Origin of the sequence: Acidiferrimicrobium sp. IK (assembly GCF_025499425.1) — a bacterium.
GTDB lineage: Bacteria > Actinomycetota > Acidimicrobiia > Acidimicrobiales > Palsa-688 > Acidiferrimicrobium.
In genome coordinates this window covers 106,109-122,687 of the sequence record NZ_JAIMCB010000015.1, presented here as the reverse complement: position 1 = coordinate 122,687, position 16,579 = coordinate 106,109, and the positions used below count along the sequence as shown (strand labels likewise).

Here is a 16,579-nt window from a genome sequence, read left to right as displayed (position 1 = left end):
GAAGATGCCCTTCTGATCGGGAAGTTGGTTGGCGTAGAGAACCGCCATCCTCCCAGGTCAGAGGGCATTTTCCGCGGATACGCGCTGATTCACCCCATCAGCGGAACGGTGCTTCCAGGCTAAGTGTCACACGTGACCGACGGCTCTTCGCAGCGCCGGTGATCCAGGCGGAAGGACGGCACGACGCTGTCGGCAGTCGCCTACGCCCAGCCGCCCACGGGCCGGCCGCATCAGAGAGGCAAGGGGCAGACAAGTCGCCAGTTGTAGAACTTGGTCGTACCGGCATCCGGGAGCGCATCCTTTTCTTCCACGGCGCTGAGGCTGTGCAGCCGGTCACTGACACAGCACTGGGAGCAGGCAGGGCGGGCCGCGATTCGGGCTGGGCGCATATCGCCGGCATATCGAAAACTGCATACGGGCTGGCAACATCGCCCTGAGTTGACTGGGGAGCATGACCCAAAGCGCCACGGCAGAAACGGCCTCGCACGCCCGATCAGTGGTCTACCACCCCTCCTCGACCGCACACGACCATCACGGGGCAGATAGCGCCGTGGCGAAGCTGGGGCTCACGGTGTATGGCTGCGGACCGAACGAGGCAACCCTATTCGGCCAGATCGCCCCTCGCCTCGGTGTTGTTCCAACTCTGGTAGAGGCCGCGGTATCAGACGTCAATCTTGACCGACTATCTGGGACTCGATGCATCAGCGTGGATCACAAATCGCAGATCACGAAGTCGATCCTTGTTGCCCTCGGCGAAGCTGGCGTGAAGTACATCTGCACACGAAGCGTTGGATGCAACCATGTCGACGTGGAGTCCGCGCAGCGGGTCGGCATCACGGTTGAGAACGTCGTCTACTCAGCCGACAGCGTCGCTGACTACACGCTGATGTTGATGCTGATGCTAATTCGGAAGACCAAATCGACGATGCGACGAGTTGAGGATAACGACTACCGGTTGAATGATACCCCGGGCAGAGAACTCCGCGACATGACCGTCGGCGTTATCGGGGTTGGGCGTATCGGCTCAGCAGTTATGGGCAGGCTGCGAGGTTTCGGCTGCCGGCTCCTGGCCTATGACCGCGGTCCCAAGACGGACGCCGACTATGTGCCTCTTGACGTGTTATTGGAGCAGAGCGACGTTGTAACGCTCCATACGCCGCTCGAGGCCGGCACCCATCACCTCTTGAACCGTCACCGCATCGAACAGATGAAGCGCGGCGCCTTCATCATCAACACAGGCCGCGGTGGACTCCTCGATACCGTGGCGCTCCTTCGCGCGCTGGAAAGCGGCCGGCTCGGAGGGGCCGCACTCGATGTCCTCGAAGGGGAGCAAGGCATCTTCTACTCCGATCAACGTCACAAGCCTGTCGAGAACCGGCTGTTGCTGCGGTTACAGCAGCTGCCGAACGTATTGATCACTCCCCACACGGCCTACTACACCGACCACGCCCTGGCCGACATCGTTGAGAACACGCTCCTCAACTGCCGCCGCTTCGAGAGCAGGACGCCATGGAGAGGTTGAGGGTCGCGGTCATCTTCGGCGGATGCTCCGAAGAGCACCCCGTGTCTGTCAAGTCCGCGCTCGAGGTCGCTAGAGCCGTTGATATCAAAAAGTATGAACCGTTCTATGTCGGGATCACGAGAGGCGGGGCTTGGAAGCTTTGCGACAGTCCCGACACTAACTGGGAGACCGACGGGTGCCGCCAGGCGGTGCTGTCCCCCGACAGCAGCGTGCACGGACTGCTTGTCCTCGAGGATGGGCGATACGAGACAGTAAGGCTGGACGTCGTGTTGCCCGTATTGCACGGCAAGCACGGTGAGGATGGCGTCATCCAGGGCTTGCTGGAGCTGTCCGGCATACCCTACGTGGGCTGCGATATCCAAAGCTCTGCGCTTTGCATGGACAAGTCCCTCGCCTACATGGTCGCGGAGCGCGCAGGGATCGCCATCCCAGCGTTCTGCACTGTCACGGCGGACGAGGATCTCGATCTCGACGTGCTCAGCTATCCGGTCTTCGTGAAGCCGGCCCGTTCGGGGTCGTCGTTCGGTGTGAGCAAGGTATCTGACAGAGAAGGACTGCTGAGGGCGGTTGAGACCGCCCGACAGTACGACACGAAGGTGCTGATCGAAGAAGCGGTCATTGGCAGCGAGGTGGGATGCGCGGTGCTCGGGAACAGCCCTGATCTGCTCGTCGGCGAGCCCGACCGCGTGGCCCTGTCGCACGGGTTTTTCCGGATCCATCAGGAGCGTCAACCCGAAACCGGCTCCGAGAACGCAACCTTCATCGTCCCGGCCGACATTTCCGCCCACGCCCGTGCACTCGTCCAAGACACAGCACGAACCCTCTACCGGGCCTTGGGCTGCCAGGGACTCGCACGGGTCGACACCTTCTTGAAAGAGGATGGAACCGTGGTCCTCAACGAGGTCAACACGTTACCCGGCATGACCTCTTACAGCCGGTACCCGAGAATGATGGCCGCCGCCGGTTTCTCGCTCAGCGAAGTGATCGACCGAATCCTGTCCTTGGCATTGAGCGCGCCATGACACTGCCACCCGGGTTCGTGTTTATCGACGAAGTCGTACCCGGAATACGCTGGGACGCCAAATACGCCACGTGGGACAACTTCACCGGCAAACCGGTCGACGGGTACTTCGCGAACCGAATCGTCGGGACGCGGGCCTTGGGTGAAGCCCTCGAGGAAGCCCGAGACAAGGCAGCATCTTTCGGCTTCGGTCTGCTTCTTTGGGACGGGTACCGCCCGCAACGCGCAGTAGAATCATTCCTACGCTGGGCGAAGCAGCCCGAAGACGGTCGAACGAAACCTCGTCACTACCCGAACATCGACAGAGCCCAGATGTTCGAAAAGGGGTATGTCGCCGCCAAATCGGGCCACAGTCGCGGCAGCACAGTCGACCTGACGCTCTACCACCTGGGCACCGGCGACCTGGCGCCGATCGGCGGCGACCACGACCTCATGGACCCGATCTCACATCATGGAGCCGAAGGAATCACACGACTCGAAGCGACAAACCGCCACAAGCTTTGCTCAATCATGGAGGGCTGCGGCTTCAGCGCATACAAATGCGAGTGGTGGCACTACACGCTGATAGACGAACCTTATCCCGACAGTTACTTTGATTTTGCCATCACGTCCCGGCTCCTCCCAATCCACGACCTGGGTAATAGAGACGGTGAAGCTGACACCGCCTACGCGTGTCCTGGGCCTCCCTTTTGTCGCCTCGGGTGGCCGGCATGACGTACAGCCAACCAGCAGGCGCTAGCACCGCTGAGATAGTCAGCGCCGCGGCAGATCAAGGCTGGTCGGCAGTCGGCTTCCTTGACTCGCCGCTTTCTTGCCGTTTGGTCGATGCGGTTACGGTGGTAGCAGCCCGATACCGGCTCCGAAGGGCAGCTTCACCAGCTGTCAGGCCTAGCCCAGCAGTGGGATCTGGCAGAGGTCGTCGACTGGCCGGCTCTGTTGGCGTTAGCAGTCGAGCTTCTCTCACCCTAACATCTACATAAACCACTGCCATCTTGACGTACACCTGCCCACCTGCGCCCGCCGCTGGCATCGTGACAATGGCCTGTTAGGACGGGATATGCGGCTGGTCTGGCGGAACCAGCCCAGGGTGACCCTGAAGATCGCTGTCTACCTGACCGATGTGCAATCCCCCGACGAGGGCGCACTGGAAGTCGTCTCAGCTCAGGCAGCCACCTCGACACGGGGTCGCGATCCCACCGAGGGCCAAACCCGATGAAGTTTCCATTCTCGGGCCCACGGGCACGGTCACCGCTTTCGATGCCCGACGGTGGTACCGCCGACGAGACAACCTTGGCGCTCATACCCGGCACGCCAAGCCCATCGACTTCGGTGATCTCGGCCCGGCCGCGCACGGTGAGGCTCTGGGGCGGGAATTGGTCGGTGTCGATCGTCAAAGCGACGGACGGGTTCGCGCGAAGAGCGGCAAGGCGTGTGGCGGTATGACGGATACCCGCGTTGGGTCCAGCGACGTAGGCGGCCATGACGATCTCGGTGCCGTTCCACTCAAACCATGTGGGGACCACTCGCGGCGTGCCGTCGGGCGCGACGAACGCCAGTCGGGCTGGGATGGAAGAACTGAGCAGCTGGCGGGCGAGGTCGGTCTCCAAGAGCCGGAGGTCTCCTTGGGGAAGCCGTCGTGCGTCGGTTGCGGCCTGGGTGGCGGTCACAGTCTCTCCTCCTTGTGCACTTGGTGCCGCGGTGCGTTCCTTAAGGGAACGTGCTATCGTCAACGTAACACAGCAAGTTCCCTAAGGGAACCCCTTCTGGAGGAGTTCTATGCAGCGCACCCGGTTCGGGGACATGGCGTGCTCGATCGCCCGCACCCTGGACGTAATCGGAGAGCCGTGGTCCCCGTTGATCCTGCGCGACGTGTACGTGGGGATCGACCGATTCGAGCAGATCCAAAGCGATCTGGGAATCTCCCGAAAGGTGCTGACGGAGCGGTTGAAGTGGCTCGTCGAGGCTGGAGTCCTGGAGCGTCGGCAATACGACACGCGACCGCCTCGGTACGAGTACCTGCTGACCGCCAAGGGTTCGGAGCTTGTTGAACTGCTGATGGTGATGGTCGCTTGGGGCGACAAGTGGCTCGCCACGGAGGCCGGTCCTCCGGTCCTTTATCGCCATCGCGCCTGTGGGGAGATGAGCCACGTGGAGCTTCGCTGCTCGAGCTGCGGCGGATCGATGCGCGCTGGCGATGTCGAAGTGCTGCCCGGGCCGGGCGCCGCCGCGTAACCCACTGGGCGCTCGTGCTGTCAGCCTGCGAGGGTCGGCCCCGGCTTGCGTTCCCGAGGATCGAGTCCCGCCCTGGGGCGGACCGTGCTCAGGGCTTGCCTTCGGGCCACCCTGTGGCGTCGAACACGGCGAGGGGGTCGAGGTAGTCGCGCCAGTGCGTCACCTTGCCATCCCGCACCGTAACGATGGAGGCGAAGCGGTTGTCATAAGGGCGCCCGGTCTGCACTGATTGACCGTGTACCTCGTATTCGAGGACCACGACTCCCGCGGCTGGATCTCGGTAGACCCGGAGGTGGTCGGCGCTGCGAACAGTCATGAAGCTGTCGTAGTCGCGGTACAGCTCGATGACGTTCTGCCGTCCCTCGACCCTTCTCGGATACCCGGGCACCGAGATCACGTATTCGAAGACGACATCTTCAGCCAGCAGATCGAAGTAGTCCTCACCGTCGACGAGGCCCTTCAGCCCGTCTCGGATGATCCGGAAGAAGGGACCATCAGCACCGAAGTTCGAGCTGTCCGCCGTGTACTTGGTCACCTCTACTCCTGCGGGGGGCGGGCGCTGTCACGGCTCACATCGTGATTGTAGAGCTCGCCTGGCGGGGAGGGAACGGCCCGAATCGGCGGGCGCCCCGGGCGGAGGGCAACCCGCAGCCCCCGACCGGATGCCCACGGGATTCACGCCCCCGGGCGGAAACAGGGCCGAGGGCCTGATCGTTCAGCGCCGCCACCACCGCCACCACAGACACCACCGGCACGCCGACCGAGCACGCGGGCCGGGCGTCCGATCCCGGTCCAATGGTCAAGCGTCTTCAGCGGCGGTGGATGACAGGCGCCGGATTGTGTCGAGCACCTGACGCCGCAAGTCGGGCAGCGGGGGTTGCTCTGAAGTAGCGAAAGGGGAGGCGGCCGACCAGGCGGTGGCCACGGCCATCACCGTGGTGACGAGGAACGCCGGCGAGAACTCGGCGCTCGTGAGACCGCCGCTTTGGGCCCTCTGGAGCGCTTCGATCTTGGCGTCGTGAGAAGGCGCTCGACCGGCGAGCGACCCGATTGTCGGTTCGAGCGTCGACCAAGCGAGGAGTCGCATCAGGTTCGGATTGGCCATGGCGAAGTCGAACACACGGCCGGCGAAGCCGGGCAGGTCCTCGGGCGTGAAGGGGATGTCTTCGTAGACCCGCCGCAGGTGCTGTTCGAGGACAGTCGTGAACAGGTTCTCCTTGCTCGTGAAGTAGACGTACAGGAGGTTCTTGTTGCAACCGGCGGCCGCAGAGATCCGGTCCACCCGGGCGCCGGCCACGCCGTAGGTGGAGAACTCCTCAAGGGCGGCGTTGAGGATCTTCGTCTTGGTCTCGTCAGCTCTCGACATCGCGTCTACTCCAACCACCACCCTACTTGACTAACCGGTTACCCTGCGCCATGCTTTGGGTAACTGGTTAGTCAAGGAGGTACGGAATGCCTGTCACCCTCATCACTGGAGCCAACCGAGGGCTCGGCTACGAAACGGCGCGACGGCTCGTCGGGCAGGGACACACCGTCTACGTCGGAGCCCGCGACCCGGAACGAGGCAGGCGAGCGGCGGGGAAGCTCGGCTGCAGAGCGGTGCCGATCGATGTGACCGATGACGAGTCGGTGCGAGCAGCCATGCAGGCCATCGACGGGGAAGAAGGCCGCCTCGATGTCTTGATCAACAACGCCGGTATCTGGGACGGACAGATCGGGGCCGACGGCATTACCGGCGCCAGCGCGCTAGCGCAGTTCGACACCAACGCGGTTGGGATTGTCCGCGCCACCCAGGCTGCACTGCCCTTGCTGAGGAAGTCGCGGAATCCTGTGGTCGTGAACGTGTCGAGCGGCCTCGGATCGTTCTGGGCGGTGACCAACCCCGACCGCCCCCAGTCCCGTTTCGCCACGGTCGTGTACTCGGCGACCAAGGCGGCGGTTTCGATGCTGACCGTCCAGTACGCGAAGGCCCTCCCACAGATCAAGTTCAACGCGGTCGAGCCCGGCTATACGGCGACGGACTTCAACAAAGGACACGACGGCGGCCAACCCGTCGAGGACGGCGCTGAGATCATCGTACGGATGGCGACGATCGGCCCGGACGGGCCGACCGGCACGTTCCAAGAGCTTGCCGGTGAGCTGCCCTGGTAGCGCATCGAGCGGCATCCGGGCGGACGGACCCACGGGGACGCTATGAGCCCGGGATGACCACGGACCGGCCGCTGACGAAATGACCAACCAGCAGCTCGATGCGTTCGCGGTCCAGCCCAAGCCGCAGCCGACCTCCGCGGGCCAGTGTGGTCAGCCCGTGCAGGGCCGACCAGATCACCTCGGTGAGCGTCTCCACCTCCGGGCTGGTGGTGGTCGTGGAGTCCACAATGGCCTGCCGCAGCTCCTCGAAGCCGGCCACCAGGGCGGCCGGGCTATCTGGGGCACCGAACCGCAGGCGGGTCGTGCGGGAGAACATCGCGTCGTACAGCGCCGGGTTCTCGGCCGCGAACGACATGAAGGCGTGGGCGACCCGACGCAGCGCGTCGCCGGGAGGACCGTCACGGCGGGCTGCTCCTAGGGATTCGGCGAGTTCGCTGAATCCCTCGAGGGCGACGGCGTCCATGAGGTCCTCCATCGACGTGAAGTGCTTGTAGATCACCGGCTGGCTGTATTCGATCTCCGTCGACAGCCGGCGGGTGGTCACCGCGTCCCACCCTTCTTGCTCGGCCAGGTCGCGGGCGGTGGCGACGATGAGCTGCCGGCGTGCGGTGCGCTCGCGCTGGCGGCGATCGTCGACGGTCATCGAAACGATGGTAGCACCGCTTGCGATGCGAGCAACGCTATTGACAGGCTGGGAACGGGGGGTTAGCGTTGCTAGCGAATCTTCATCCCCCGAACGAAGGACCCCATCATGAGCAAAGACGCCCAGCAGCTCGCCGCGACGTACCTCCAGATGCACAAGACCCACCGGCCGGACCTGGTCGATGAGTACGTCGCCGTCGACTACCGCAACCACAACCCCTTCGTCGCCGACGGACGCGAGGCCAACCGCCAGCTGTGGACGATGTTCTACGCCGCCCTGCCGGACCTCGAAGTCACCCAGGAGGATCTGATCGTCGCCGGCGACCGCGTCGTCGGCCGCTACACCTACCGGGGCACCCAGACCGGGGAACTGCTCGGCATCCCCGCCAGCGGCAACGCCGTCGAGATGCGCTCCATCGACATCTGGCGAGTCGCTGACGGGATGTTCGTGGAGCACTGGGACGAGCTCAACGTCCTCGAGGTGTTCCAGCAAGTGGGGGTGATCCCACAGCTGCCCGTCGGCGCCGTCGGCGCCGTCGGAGCTGCCTAGCCCGCCGGGCTCCGAAAGCCGAGCCTGAAGCCCCCCGCGCCGGCCCGGGCGACGCCGGAGATGAGTTCTTGACCGCCGGGGCGTCTGAACCCACATGAGCGGATTCGACCCTCAGCGCCTCGCTCGCCTCGGGCAGGCGATGCGCCACCACGTCGAGGCGGACGGGGTCGGCGGCGTGGCCTGGCTGGTCGCCGCCGGCGATCAGGTGGAGGTCGGTGTCGCCGGCCGGCTCACCCGGGCCGAGCCGACTCCTGTCGGTTGCGACAGCATCTTCCGTATCTCGTCCATGACCAAGCCGATCGTGGCGGTGGCAGCCCTCACCCTCGTGGAGGACTACACGCTGCGGCTGGACGATCCCGTCGACGCGCTGCTCCCGGAGCTGTCCGACCGGCGGGTGCTCGTCGACGGCCGCGGTCCACTCGACAGCGCCACCGTGGCCGCCCAGAGGCCGATCACCCTGCGCGACGTGTTGACGTTCCGGCTCGGCATCGGCATGGACTTCGCGGCGCCTTGGCCCCAACCGTTCCTCGAGGCGCTGGCCGAGCTCGAGCCCGGCGCCGGTCCGCCCGAACCGCAGGTACCGCCGCCGCCGGACGAGTGGATGCGCCGGCTCTCGACGCTGCCGCTGCTGTCCCAACCCGGCGAGCGGTGGCTTTACAACAGCGGATCCGATGTGCTCGGCGTGCTCATCGCACGCGCCGCCGGCCGACCGCTAGACGTCGCCGTGCGAGAACGGGTGTTGGAGCCCTTGGGCATGGTTGACACCGCCTTCTCCGTCGCTGACGTCGACCGGTTCGGGACCTGCTACGGCACCGACGCAGCCGGCGCACGGTTCGTTTTCGATCCTCCCGACGGCCAATGGGCGAAGCCGCCCGCCTTTCCGTCCGGCGCGGCCGGCCTGGTGTCGACCGTGGACGACCTGCACGCGTTCGCCCGGATGCTCCTATCGGGCGGGCGCCTCCCAGACGGCTCCCGCCTTTTGTCACGCGCCGCCGTCGACGCCATGACCACCGACCAGATCGATGTCGGCAGCGGCGCAGCCGGGCCGCTGCCCGACGGCTCCCAGGGTTGGGGATTCGGCGTCGGCGTACAGATCCGCGGCAGCGGGCTCGGGCCCACCGTCGGGTCGTACGGCTGGGCCGGCGGCATGGGCAGCGTCTGGTCGAACGACCCGAGCAACGCCCTCATCGGCGTCATGCTCAGCACCGACGCCTTTGCCGGCCCGTTCCCCCCGCCGCCGGTAGTCCAGGACTTCTGGACCGGCGCATACACCGCACTCGACAACTGATCAGTGGTTCGTCATGTCATCGCCTGCTCCGACCGCCGATCTTCACGCCGGCTTCAGCGCGCCCGGGGCCCCGCCAACCCCGTGGGAGGACGTCCTCGCCGTGCTCGTATCGGCCGAGCTGTTCTGGATCTCCACGGTGCGCAGAGACGGGCGCCCCCACGTCACCCCGCTACCGGCGGTGTGGCACGACGGCGCCCTCCACTTCTGCACCGGTCCCCACGAGCAGAAGGCCCGCAACCTGAGCGCCAACGACCAGTGTGCGCTGACGACCGGCGAGAACCGCTGGAATGCCGGTCTCGACGTCATGGTCGAGGGAAGAGCCGCGCGGGTCACCGACGACGAGTCACTTCGCACCCTGGCCGCCCTGTGGCAGACCAAGTACAACGGCGGCTGGCAATACGACGTGCGCGACGGCGCCTTCCACCACGGAGCGGGCGTCGCCCACGTCTTTGGCGTCCGTCCCCACAAAGTGCTGTCCTTCGCCAAGGGCGAATTCGCCCAGACCCGGTTCCGCTTCGGCGGGTGACCCGCACACCGAGGCTCGTGTCAGGTCACAGGTCGTTGCCGGCGTAGGACAGGTTGAAGCTCTTGTTGGTGAGCGGGAAGTCCGGGACGATGGTGTCGCCAAGCGCGACCGGCAACGCGGGCCAGTTGAACCAGGAGGGGTCGACGATCTTGTGGCGGGTGATGGCGCCGTCGGTGATCTCGACGCGATGGACGATGGTCCCTCGCCATCCTTCGACGATCCCGACGCCCGACCCGCTGCGATGCTCGGGGGCTGCGCGCGCACCGTCGAGCCGGCCGGCGGTCACCGCACCTGGCGATCCGGCCGCCGGCCCCGGGCCGGGGCCGGGGCCCGACTCGATGATCTCGTCGATGAGGGTGAGGGAGGCGGCGATCTCGTCGCGCCGGACGAGGAAGCGGGCGAGGACGTCGCCGGTTTGGTGGACGACTGGTTCGGGTCGAAGGTCGCAGGTGGGGTGGTCGTGGCGGGCGTCGACGGTCACTCCGCTGGCGCGCGCCACGTAGCCGAGGCAACCGAGGTCGCCGGCTTGGGCGGCAGTGAGGCGGGCGGTGCGGGCGAAGCGGTCCCGGACGGTGCTGTTGGCCAAGACGAGCTCCGCCAGTTCGGCCATGTCCGCTCCGAGCCGAGTCAGTTCCCGCCTGTCGGGGAGCTGCCGGACGTGGGTCGTCCCGGGGCCGATGGCCCCCCGGAGAAGGCGGTGGCCGGTGACCGAGCGGTTGAGGCGGAGGAGCTGCTCGCGGAGGTGCTGGGCGTGGCCGTTCAGGACCGAGTAGCCGACGTCGTTGGCCAGCGCGCCGAGGTCGGTGATGTGGTTGTAGACCCGTTCCAGCTCGAGGAGCATGGCCCGGAGCCGGGCGTCGCCGGGGGTGACGGTGATCCCGAGGGCGTCCTCGGCGGCTTGGGTGTAGGCCAGGTTGTGGCCGATGGCGGTATCACCGGAGATCCTCTCGGCCAAAGCGACGCCGTCTGCGGGCTGTCGCCCTTCGAAGAGCTTCTCGATGCCCCGGTGGACGAACCAGAGGCGGATCTTCAGCTTGAGGATGGTCTCGCCGACCACGGAGAACCGGAAGTGGCCGGGTTCGATGAGCCCGGCGTGGACGGGACCGACCGGGATCTCATAGACGCCGGGCCCGTCGATGTGGAGGAAGTGGTAGGGCTCTTGGGTGGTGTCGAACGGCGGAGGCGGCCCGGCGTCGTGGCGCATCGGGTACCACCCGGCCGGCCAGTTCGGGTGGCGCACGAGGCGGCGTGGCAGAGGGTGGTCGTCGGGGACGACGCCGAAGAGGTCGTGCATCTCGCGCTCAAAGCGGCCGGCGGGAAACGAGATCCCGGCCAGGCTGGGCAGGTGCGGGTGGTCCGCTTCGATGGGGACGTGCAGCTCAACGAGCCGGGAGGGCGGCCCGCCGGCGAACACGTAGACGGCGCGTAGGGAGCCGCCGTCGTCGTGGCAGGCCGCGAGAGCGAGGCGGTACCCCTCCCCGAGGAGATCCGCGGCCTGGGACCGCAGCCCCGCCGGGGCGACCCGGCGGCTGACCCGCCCGTCGGGAGACATCGTCGTCACCGTCCGCCCACGGCTGCGGCGGCGGTGGTGAAGAGGTGGCTCACTGGGCCGCCGACCACGCCAAGGGCGGTGAGGGCGACCATCCCGGCCAGCAGCGGCACGGCGGCGGTACGAGACACCGCCAGTGCGGGTGCGTCGCGCTGGGAGCTGCCGAGGAGCATGCCGGTGCCGTGCCGGGTGACGGCGATGAACCCGACGGCCAGCAGCAGAGCGGCCGCGCCGAGCGGGACGGCCAGCTCGTCGGCGGCCATGCCGCGGGCGATAGCGATCTCCGCGGCGAAGAGACCGAACGGAGGCAAGCCGAGCAGGCCGATCAGGCCGACGGCGAACGTCGTCCCGAGGAGCCGGCTGCGGGCCAGCAGGCCGCGGATGTCGGCGATCAGCGAGCTGTGATGGGCGTGCTGCAGCTGTCCGGCGGTGAGGAAGAGGACCGCTTTGGCCATGCCGTGGGCGGCGATCAGCAGCAGCACCCCGGCGGATGCCAGGCGATTCGGGGAAGCCGACGCGACGGCCAGCAGCCCCATCTGCTCGATGCTCGAATATGCGAGGAGCCGCTTGAGGTCGCGCTGCCCGACGAGGAGCGACACTGCGACGAGAAGGGTGGCCAGGCCGACGGTCAAGAACATGACCCGCATGTAGCCGTCGCCGAGGGCCAGGTCGGAGATCACCCGTAGCCGCAGGAGGATCGAGAACGCCACGGAGAGCAACACGCCGCTCATCAGCGCGGAGACCGGGCCGGGGGCCTGGCTGTGGGCGTCGGCGATCCAGGTGTGAAACGGGACCAGGCCCGCCTTGGCCCCGAAGCCGACGAAGAGGAACCCCACCGCCAGGCGGGTCAACGCCGGGTCGAAGCGGCCGGCGTGGGCGGCGAGCACGTCGAGGTTGAGCGCGGAGGAGGCCGGCGCGCCGGCGTGGATGCTGGCCAGGTAGATGACGACGGTGCCGAGGAAGGCGACGGTGATCCCGAACGAGCAGACGATCACGTACTTCCAGGTGGCCTCGAGCGACTGGCGGGTCCGGCGGTGACCGACGAGGAACGCGGTGGCGACGGTGGTGGCCTCGATGGCGGTCCAGATCACCCCCAGGTTGTCGGCGAGCACCGCCAGCGACATGGCGGCCAGGAAGAGCGGGACGAGCGTGGCGTACTGGCGGGCGCCGGCCGCGGTGGTGGCGCCTTCCGCCAGCTCCGCGCCGATGTAGTCGATGCTTGACCAGGTGGCGAGGGTGCCGACGCCTCCGATGACGATGAGCATGACGGCGGTGAGGGTGTCGGCTCGCAGCAGGTGGCCGACGCTGAAGACGGGGTGGGCGACCTGGCCGGCCAGCCCGACACCGGAGGCCAAGACGGCGAGCGACGCGGCCACGTTCCCCCACGAGGTGACGCGCGTCCAGCCCCAGATCAGCGCCAGCCCGGCGGCGGCGAGGGGAATGACGATCGGCGCGAGGCTCAGCAGGGCGGTCGTCATTCGTGCAGTTCCCTCAGTTCGTCGAGGTCAGTCCCGCCGAACTTGGCGTGCATGCGGCCGGCCAGCACGCCGAGTACCAGCACCCCGAGTAGGACATCGAGCGACACGCCGAGCTCCACGATGACCGGCACCCCGGCCGCGGCCACGAAAGCCACCGCGTCGATGCCGTTGTCGAGGATGAGCAGCCCGATCACCTGCGACAGGGCCTTGCGCCGGGTGACGAGCAGGAAGATCCCGATGAACACCATGGCGAACCCGACGGGGGCGGCCCGGGCCGGTCCATCAGGACCCAGGCGAACGACGGGAGCGGCGACGACGTAGGCGACGATGATCAACGCGGCCGCCGCGAGCAGCGACGCCGTCGTGGTCACAAGCGGGGCGGCTTCGCGGTCCTCGGCCGGCTCACCGCGCAGCCGGGCGCGCAGCAGGCGGGGGAACAGGCCGGCTCGCAGAGCGGCCACGGCCACTCCCACGACCACCAGCTGAGCGTCGCGGTGGTAGACGCCCGCCAGGACCGGGATGGCGCCGAGGAACAGGCCTTGCAGAGCCAGGAGGCGGATCATCGCGGCCAGGTCGCGGCGCCAAACCACCGCGACGGTCAGCACTAGGAGGCCTCCGGCGACCAGGTTGACGCCGCTCAAGTACGCGGATGCGCTCACCGAGGGACCGTCACGCCTGCGGTGACGCCAGGAAGTAGGAGGCGGTGACCGCCAGCAGGCCGAGCAGGAACGACCCGGCGAGCAGCTCGGGTACCCGGAACAGCCGGATCTTGGCCAGGTAGACCTCCCCGGCGGCCAGCGCCGCCGCCGCCACCGCCACCTTGACCGCGACCGCCGCCAGGCCCGCTGCGACACCGACCAGGCCGGCGTGGCGTCCGGCCACGCCCCACGGGGCGAACAGGTTGACGAGCAGGCCGAGCAGGACCGTCAGTCGCATGGCCGCACCCCACTCGATGACCGCCAGCTTCGGGCCCGAGTACTCGAGGACCATCGCTTCGTGCACCATCGTCAGCTCGAGGTGGGTGGCCGGGTTGTCGACCGGCAGGCGTCCGGTCTCGGCGATGATCACCACCACGATCGCCGCGAACGCCAGGGCGCCGGCCGGCGAGAGCACGTCGCTAGGACGGCGCAGCGTGTCAGCCACTATCACGGCCAGGTTGGACGACCCGGCCGGGATGGACAGGGCGAACACGGCGAGGAGCACCGTCGGTTCGACCAGCGCCGCGATGGTCGTCTCCCGGCTGGCGCCCATCCCCCCGAAAGGGGTGCCGGTGTCGAGGCCGGCCAGGACCAACGAGACGGTGCCGATCAGCAGCAGGCCGACCACTGCGAGCAGGTCGGCGGCACCGTCGAGCGGGGAGGCGGTGGTGGCCAGCGGGATCGTGGCGGCGATCACCAGGGTGGCGGCGGCGATGACCGCCGGGGCGGCCGCGAAGACAACCGTCGTGCCTTCCGGGGTGATCGACTGCTTGCCGAGCAGCTTGCGCAGATCCCGGTAGGGCTGGGCCACTCCCGGACCGGCCCGTCCCTCCATCCGGGCCCGGACCTGGCGCATCCCGCCCACCAGGCCCGGCGCGCCGAGCCCGACCGCGGCGGTCTGGGCCGCCGCCCCCAAGATCCCGCCGGGGTTCACCGGGCCACGACCAGCACGACGGTGACCCCGATGGCGCCGTAACCGATGTAGAGGTGGACGCTGCCGGGGTGGGCCCGGCGGACCCAACCGGCCCACCGGCTTACGGCGGCGAGGATCGGTCGGTACAGGCGCAGCTCGACGGTGTCGTCCACCCGACTCCGGAACCGGACCCGCTCGACTAGGTACTCCGATCCCCCCGCGTGGGACACCTCCACGTCGACTTCGGGCCTGAGCACCACGTCGAAGACCTGCTGCAGCGGCTGGGCGAATGACGTCGCGGTGTACTCCATCCGCTCGCTCAGCGGGCCGGCCCCGCAGGTCCAAAGCGGCGCGGTCACCGCGGCCGGCCGCCGCCGGGCGCCGGCTCGCCCGGCGAGGACGACGACCGCCAGGGTGACCGACACCACCGCTGCGGCCAGGACCGCTGGTGACACCGACCCGGCCAAGCCGGGCAGGCGCAGCACCACACCGAGGCTGGGCGCGGCGCTCAGGCCGACGCCGGGGGTTTCCCCGAGCACCTTGTCCAATGCTGCTGACAGCACCACCGGAGCGACCGCGGCCACCCCACACGCGGCGGCCGCGAAGCTCATCCCCGCCACCATGCTCGGTGACGCCTCGCGGGCCTCGGCGGCCTCGGGGCTGCGGGGCCGGGCCAGGAAGCCGACACCGAAGGCCTTCACCATGGCGGCCACGCCCAGCCCGGTGCTGAGCGCGACCACCCCGACCGCGACCGGCATGACCACTGCCAGGAGGGTGCCCGAGCCGGGTTCGGTGTGTATCAGCGCCTGGAGGAGCAGCCATTCGCTCACGAAACCGGCGCCGAGCGGCAACCCCGACGCGCCGAGCGCCCCCACCGCGAAGAGGATGGTGGTGGCCGGCATACGGACCGCCAGGCCGCCGAGGCGGTCCAAGTCGCGGATACCGGTGGCGGCGACGGCCGCCCCGGCGGACAGAAACAACAGCGCCTTGAACACGGCGTGGGCGACGGTGTGCACGAGCGCCGCGGCTATGGCGACCGCGGCGGCCCCCGGGCGGTGGTAGTCGATCAGCAGCATCCCCGCGCCCACCCCGACGGCCACGACGCCCATGTTCTCGGTGGTCGAGTACGCCAGCAGCCGCTTGAGGTCGGTCGACACCGACGCCTGCAGCACCCCGTACACAGCCGACAGGGCACCGAACCCGAGCACCGCCACCGCCCACCAGCGGGGTCCCGGCCCGAGGATCTGCACGTCGACGCGGACCAGACCGTAGATCCCGACCGCGACCATCGCGGCGCTCATCAGCGCCGACACCGGGCCGGGCGCCTCGGGATGGGCTCGCGGCAGCCACACGTGCAGCGGGACCAGCCCGGCCTTGGACCCGAACCCGAGTGCCGTCAACGCGAACACCGCGTTGCGGGCCGTCGGGGTCAGGCGTCCGGCGTGGCGGCCCAGCAACACCATGTCGCCGGAGCCGCCCGACGCGCTCAGCACGACCAGCCCGACGAGTATGGCGACGAAGCCGAGTTGGGTCATGCCCGCGTACCACCGGCCCGCGTCGAGCGCGGCGGGGCGGTGGTGGTCGCTCAGCACCCCGACGAGCGACGCCAGGGCCATCATCTCCCAGCACACCAGCAGCGTGACCACCGAGCCGGCGGCCAGCACACCCAACATCGCCGCGGTGAACACCGGTGCCACGGCCAAGGTGATCGTTGACGCACCAGAGGTTCGGAAATAGCCGATGCTGTAGACACCGGCTGCCACGGCCACCAGCCCGACGAGGAGCATGAACAGGCCGGCGGTGGCCGACACCGCGAAGTCCACTCCGGCCAGTGGCAGCAACCAGCCCAAGCGCACGCCGCCTCCATGCCCGGAGATCCCCAGCACGCCGAGAAGCCCGGCGGCGCCGCCGAGCCCGACTGTCACCGTCCCGGCCAGCGCCGGGGCCAGCCCCGCCGCCGGCCGACCGGTCCCGCGCCGCGGCGCGCTGACCGTCGACTCGACGGTAGC

At 68.1% G+C, this 16,579-nt stretch carries 17 protein-coding genes; 8 read left to right on the top strand and 9 right to left on the bottom strand.

What is annotated here, in order from left to right; genetic code table 11:
- Positions 1–451: 451 nt before the first annotated feature.
- The 3 genes from K6U06_RS20630 to vanX are packed head-to-tail and all read left to right on the top strand — an operon-like array spanning position 452 to position 3,257.
- The gene (locus K6U06_RS20630; RefSeq protein ID WP_410051111.1) at positions 452–1,522 is read left to right on the top strand and encodes an NAD(P)-dependent oxidoreductase; all 1,071 of its coding nucleotides are present in this window, start codon (positions 452–454) and stop codon (positions 1,520–1,522) included.
- Entirely contained in the window at positions 1,510–2,544 is a 1,035-nt protein-coding gene (vanA, locus tag K6U06_RS20625) for a D-alanine--(R)-lactate ligase (RefSeq protein WP_262323864.1), read from the top strand. Before K6U06_RS20630 ends, vanA begins: the two co-directional genes overlap by 13 nt.
- Complete coding sequence (vanX, locus tag K6U06_RS20620; protein WP_410051110.1) at positions 2,541–3,257, top strand: D-Ala-D-Ala dipeptidase VanX; 717 nt, start codon at positions 2,541–2,543, stop codon at positions 3,255–3,257. The genes vanA and vanX overlap by 4 nt, the downstream gene beginning before the upstream one ends.
- A 251-nt stretch (positions 3,258–3,508) precedes the next feature.
- Here vanX and K6U06_RS24845 read toward each other — a convergent pair whose 3' ends face one another.
- The gene (locus K6U06_RS24845) at positions 3,509–4,210 is read right to left on the bottom strand and encodes a pyridoxamine 5'-phosphate oxidase family protein (protein ID WP_410051109.1); all 702 of its coding nucleotides are present in this window, start codon (positions 4,208–4,210) and stop codon (positions 3,509–3,511) included.
- Positions 4,211–4,319: 109 nt separating this feature from the next.
- Between K6U06_RS24845 and K6U06_RS20615 the strand changes: the two genes are divergently transcribed.
- Entirely contained in the window at positions 4,320–4,775 is a 456-nt protein-coding gene (locus K6U06_RS20615) for a winged helix-turn-helix transcriptional regulator (RefSeq protein ID WP_262323863.1), read from the top strand.
- An 88-nt stretch (positions 4,776–4,863) separates the two neighbouring features.
- On the opposite strand, the gene K6U06_RS20610 is transcribed toward K6U06_RS20615, so the two are convergent.
- Together K6U06_RS20610 and K6U06_RS20605 are read right to left on the bottom strand one after the other, a co-directional pair.
- On the bottom strand, positions 4,864–5,310 hold the full coding sequence (locus K6U06_RS20610; protein ID WP_262323862.1) for a nuclear transport factor 2 family protein: 447 nt from the start codon (positions 5,308–5,310) through the stop codon (positions 4,864–4,866).
- A 264-nt stretch (positions 5,311–5,574) separates the two neighbouring features.
- Entirely contained in the window at positions 5,575–6,141 is a 567-nt protein-coding gene (locus K6U06_RS20605; RefSeq protein ID WP_262323861.1) for a TetR family transcriptional regulator, read from the bottom strand.
- 86 nt (positions 6,142–6,227) lie between these two features.
- Between K6U06_RS20605 and K6U06_RS20600 the strand changes: the two genes are divergently transcribed.
- Positions 6,228–6,926, top strand: a complete 699-nt coding sequence (locus tag K6U06_RS20600; protein ID WP_262323860.1) for an SDR family NAD(P)-dependent oxidoreductase — start codon at positions 6,228–6,230, stop codon at positions 6,924–6,926.
- A gap of 40 nt (positions 6,927–6,966) precedes the next feature.
- Here the strand turns inward: K6U06_RS20600 and K6U06_RS20595 are convergent, their stop codons facing one another.
- Positions 6,967–7,569 (bottom strand): TetR/AcrR family transcriptional regulator, encoded by a 603-nt coding sequence (locus K6U06_RS20595; protein ID WP_262323859.1) that lies wholly within the window; start codon positions 7,567–7,569, stop codon positions 6,967–6,969.
- Positions 7,570–7,677: 108 nt separating this feature from the next.
- Between K6U06_RS20595 and K6U06_RS20590 the strand changes: the two genes are divergently transcribed.
- The 3 genes from K6U06_RS20590 (at position 7,678) to K6U06_RS20580 (ending at position 9,932) form a co-directional block, all read left to right on the top strand.
- Entirely contained in the window at positions 7,678–8,118 is a 441-nt protein-coding gene (locus K6U06_RS20590; RefSeq protein WP_262323858.1) for an ester cyclase, read from the top strand.
- Positions 8,119–8,212: 94 nt separating this feature from the next.
- On the top strand, positions 8,213–9,406 hold the full coding sequence (locus tag K6U06_RS20585) for a serine hydrolase domain-containing protein (protein ID WP_262323857.1): 1,194 nt from the start codon (positions 8,213–8,215) through the stop codon (positions 9,404–9,406).
- A gap of 13 nt (positions 9,407–9,419) precedes the next feature.
- A complete protein-coding gene (locus tag K6U06_RS20580; RefSeq protein ID WP_262323856.1) occupies positions 9,420–9,932 on the top strand; it encodes a pyridoxamine 5'-phosphate oxidase family protein in 513 nt (170 codons plus the stop codon).
- A 25-nt stretch (positions 9,933–9,957) separates the two neighbouring features.
- Here K6U06_RS20580 and K6U06_RS20575 read toward each other — a convergent pair whose 3' ends face one another.
- From K6U06_RS20575 to K6U06_RS20555, 5 genes are read right to left on the bottom strand one after another with little or no spacing between them, the layout of a single operon-like run.
- Positions 9,958–11,484 (bottom strand): NADH-quinone oxidoreductase subunit C, encoded by a 1,527-nt coding sequence (locus K6U06_RS20575; RefSeq protein WP_262323855.1) that lies wholly within the window; start codon positions 11,482–11,484, stop codon positions 9,958–9,960.
- Positions 11,485–11,489: 5 nt separating this feature from the next.
- Positions 11,490–12,959 (bottom strand): proton-conducting transporter membrane subunit, encoded by a 1,470-nt coding sequence (locus tag K6U06_RS20570; RefSeq protein ID WP_262323854.1) that lies wholly within the window; start codon positions 12,957–12,959, stop codon positions 11,490–11,492.
- On the bottom strand, positions 12,956–13,618 hold the full coding sequence (locus tag K6U06_RS20565) for a hypothetical protein (RefSeq protein WP_262323853.1): 663 nt from the start codon (positions 13,616–13,618) through the stop codon (positions 12,956–12,958). The genes K6U06_RS20570 and K6U06_RS20565 overlap by 4 nt, the downstream gene beginning before the upstream one ends.
- A gap of 10 nt (positions 13,619–13,628) precedes the next feature.
- Entirely contained in the window at positions 13,629–14,591 is a 963-nt protein-coding gene (locus tag K6U06_RS20560) for a respiratory chain complex I subunit 1 family protein (protein WP_262323852.1), read from the bottom strand.
- On the bottom strand, positions 14,588–16,519 hold the full coding sequence (locus K6U06_RS20555) for a proton-conducting transporter membrane subunit (protein WP_410051113.1): 1,932 nt from the start codon (positions 16,517–16,519) through the stop codon (positions 14,588–14,590). The genes K6U06_RS20560 and K6U06_RS20555 overlap by 4 nt, the downstream gene beginning before the upstream one ends.
- Positions 16,520–16,579: the final 60 nt, after the last annotated feature.

Bases quoted from the DNA above. Each gene is read 5' to 3' on its own strand.
- K6U06_RS20600 (WP_262323860.1), top strand. From the start codon at position 6,228: ATGCCTGTCACCCTCATCACTGGAGCCAACCGAGGGCTCGGCTACGAA.
- K6U06_RS20575 (WP_262323855.1), bottom strand. From the start codon at position 11,484: ATGTCTCCCGACGGGCGGGTCAGCCGCCGGGTCGCCCCGGCGGGGCTG.
- K6U06_RS20580 (WP_262323856.1), top strand. From the start codon at position 9,420: ATGTCATCGCCTGCTCCGACCGCCGATCTTCACGCCGGCTTCAGCGCG.
- vanX (WP_410051110.1), top strand. From the start codon at position 2,541: ATGACACTGCCACCCGGGTTCGTGTTTATCGACGAAGTCGTACCCGGA.
- K6U06_RS20570 (WP_262323854.1), bottom strand. From the start codon at position 12,959: ATGACGACCGCCCTGCTGAGCCTCGCGCCGATCGTCATTCCCCTCGCC.
- K6U06_RS20630 (WP_410051111.1), top strand. From the start codon at position 452: ATGACCCAAAGCGCCACGGCAGAAACGGCCTCGCACGCCCGATCAGTG.
- K6U06_RS20615 (WP_262323863.1), top strand. From the start codon at position 4,320: ATGCAGCGCACCCGGTTCGGGGACATGGCGTGCTCGATCGCCCGCACC.
- K6U06_RS20590 (WP_262323858.1), top strand. From the start codon at position 7,678: ATGAGCAAAGACGCCCAGCAGCTCGCCGCGACGTACCTCCAGATGCAC.
- K6U06_RS20595 (WP_262323859.1), bottom strand. From the start codon at position 7,569: ATGACCGTCGACGATCGCCGCCAGCGCGAGCGCACCGCACGCCGGCAG.
- vanA (WP_262323864.1), top strand. From the start codon at position 1,510: ATGGAGAGGTTGAGGGTCGCGGTCATCTTCGGCGGATGCTCCGAAGAG.
- K6U06_RS20585 (WP_262323857.1), top strand. From the start codon at position 8,213: ATGAGCGGATTCGACCCTCAGCGCCTCGCTCGCCTCGGGCAGGCGATG.
- K6U06_RS20605 (WP_262323861.1), bottom strand. From the start codon at position 6,141: ATGTCGAGAGCTGACGAGACCAAGACGAAGATCCTCAACGCCGCCCTT.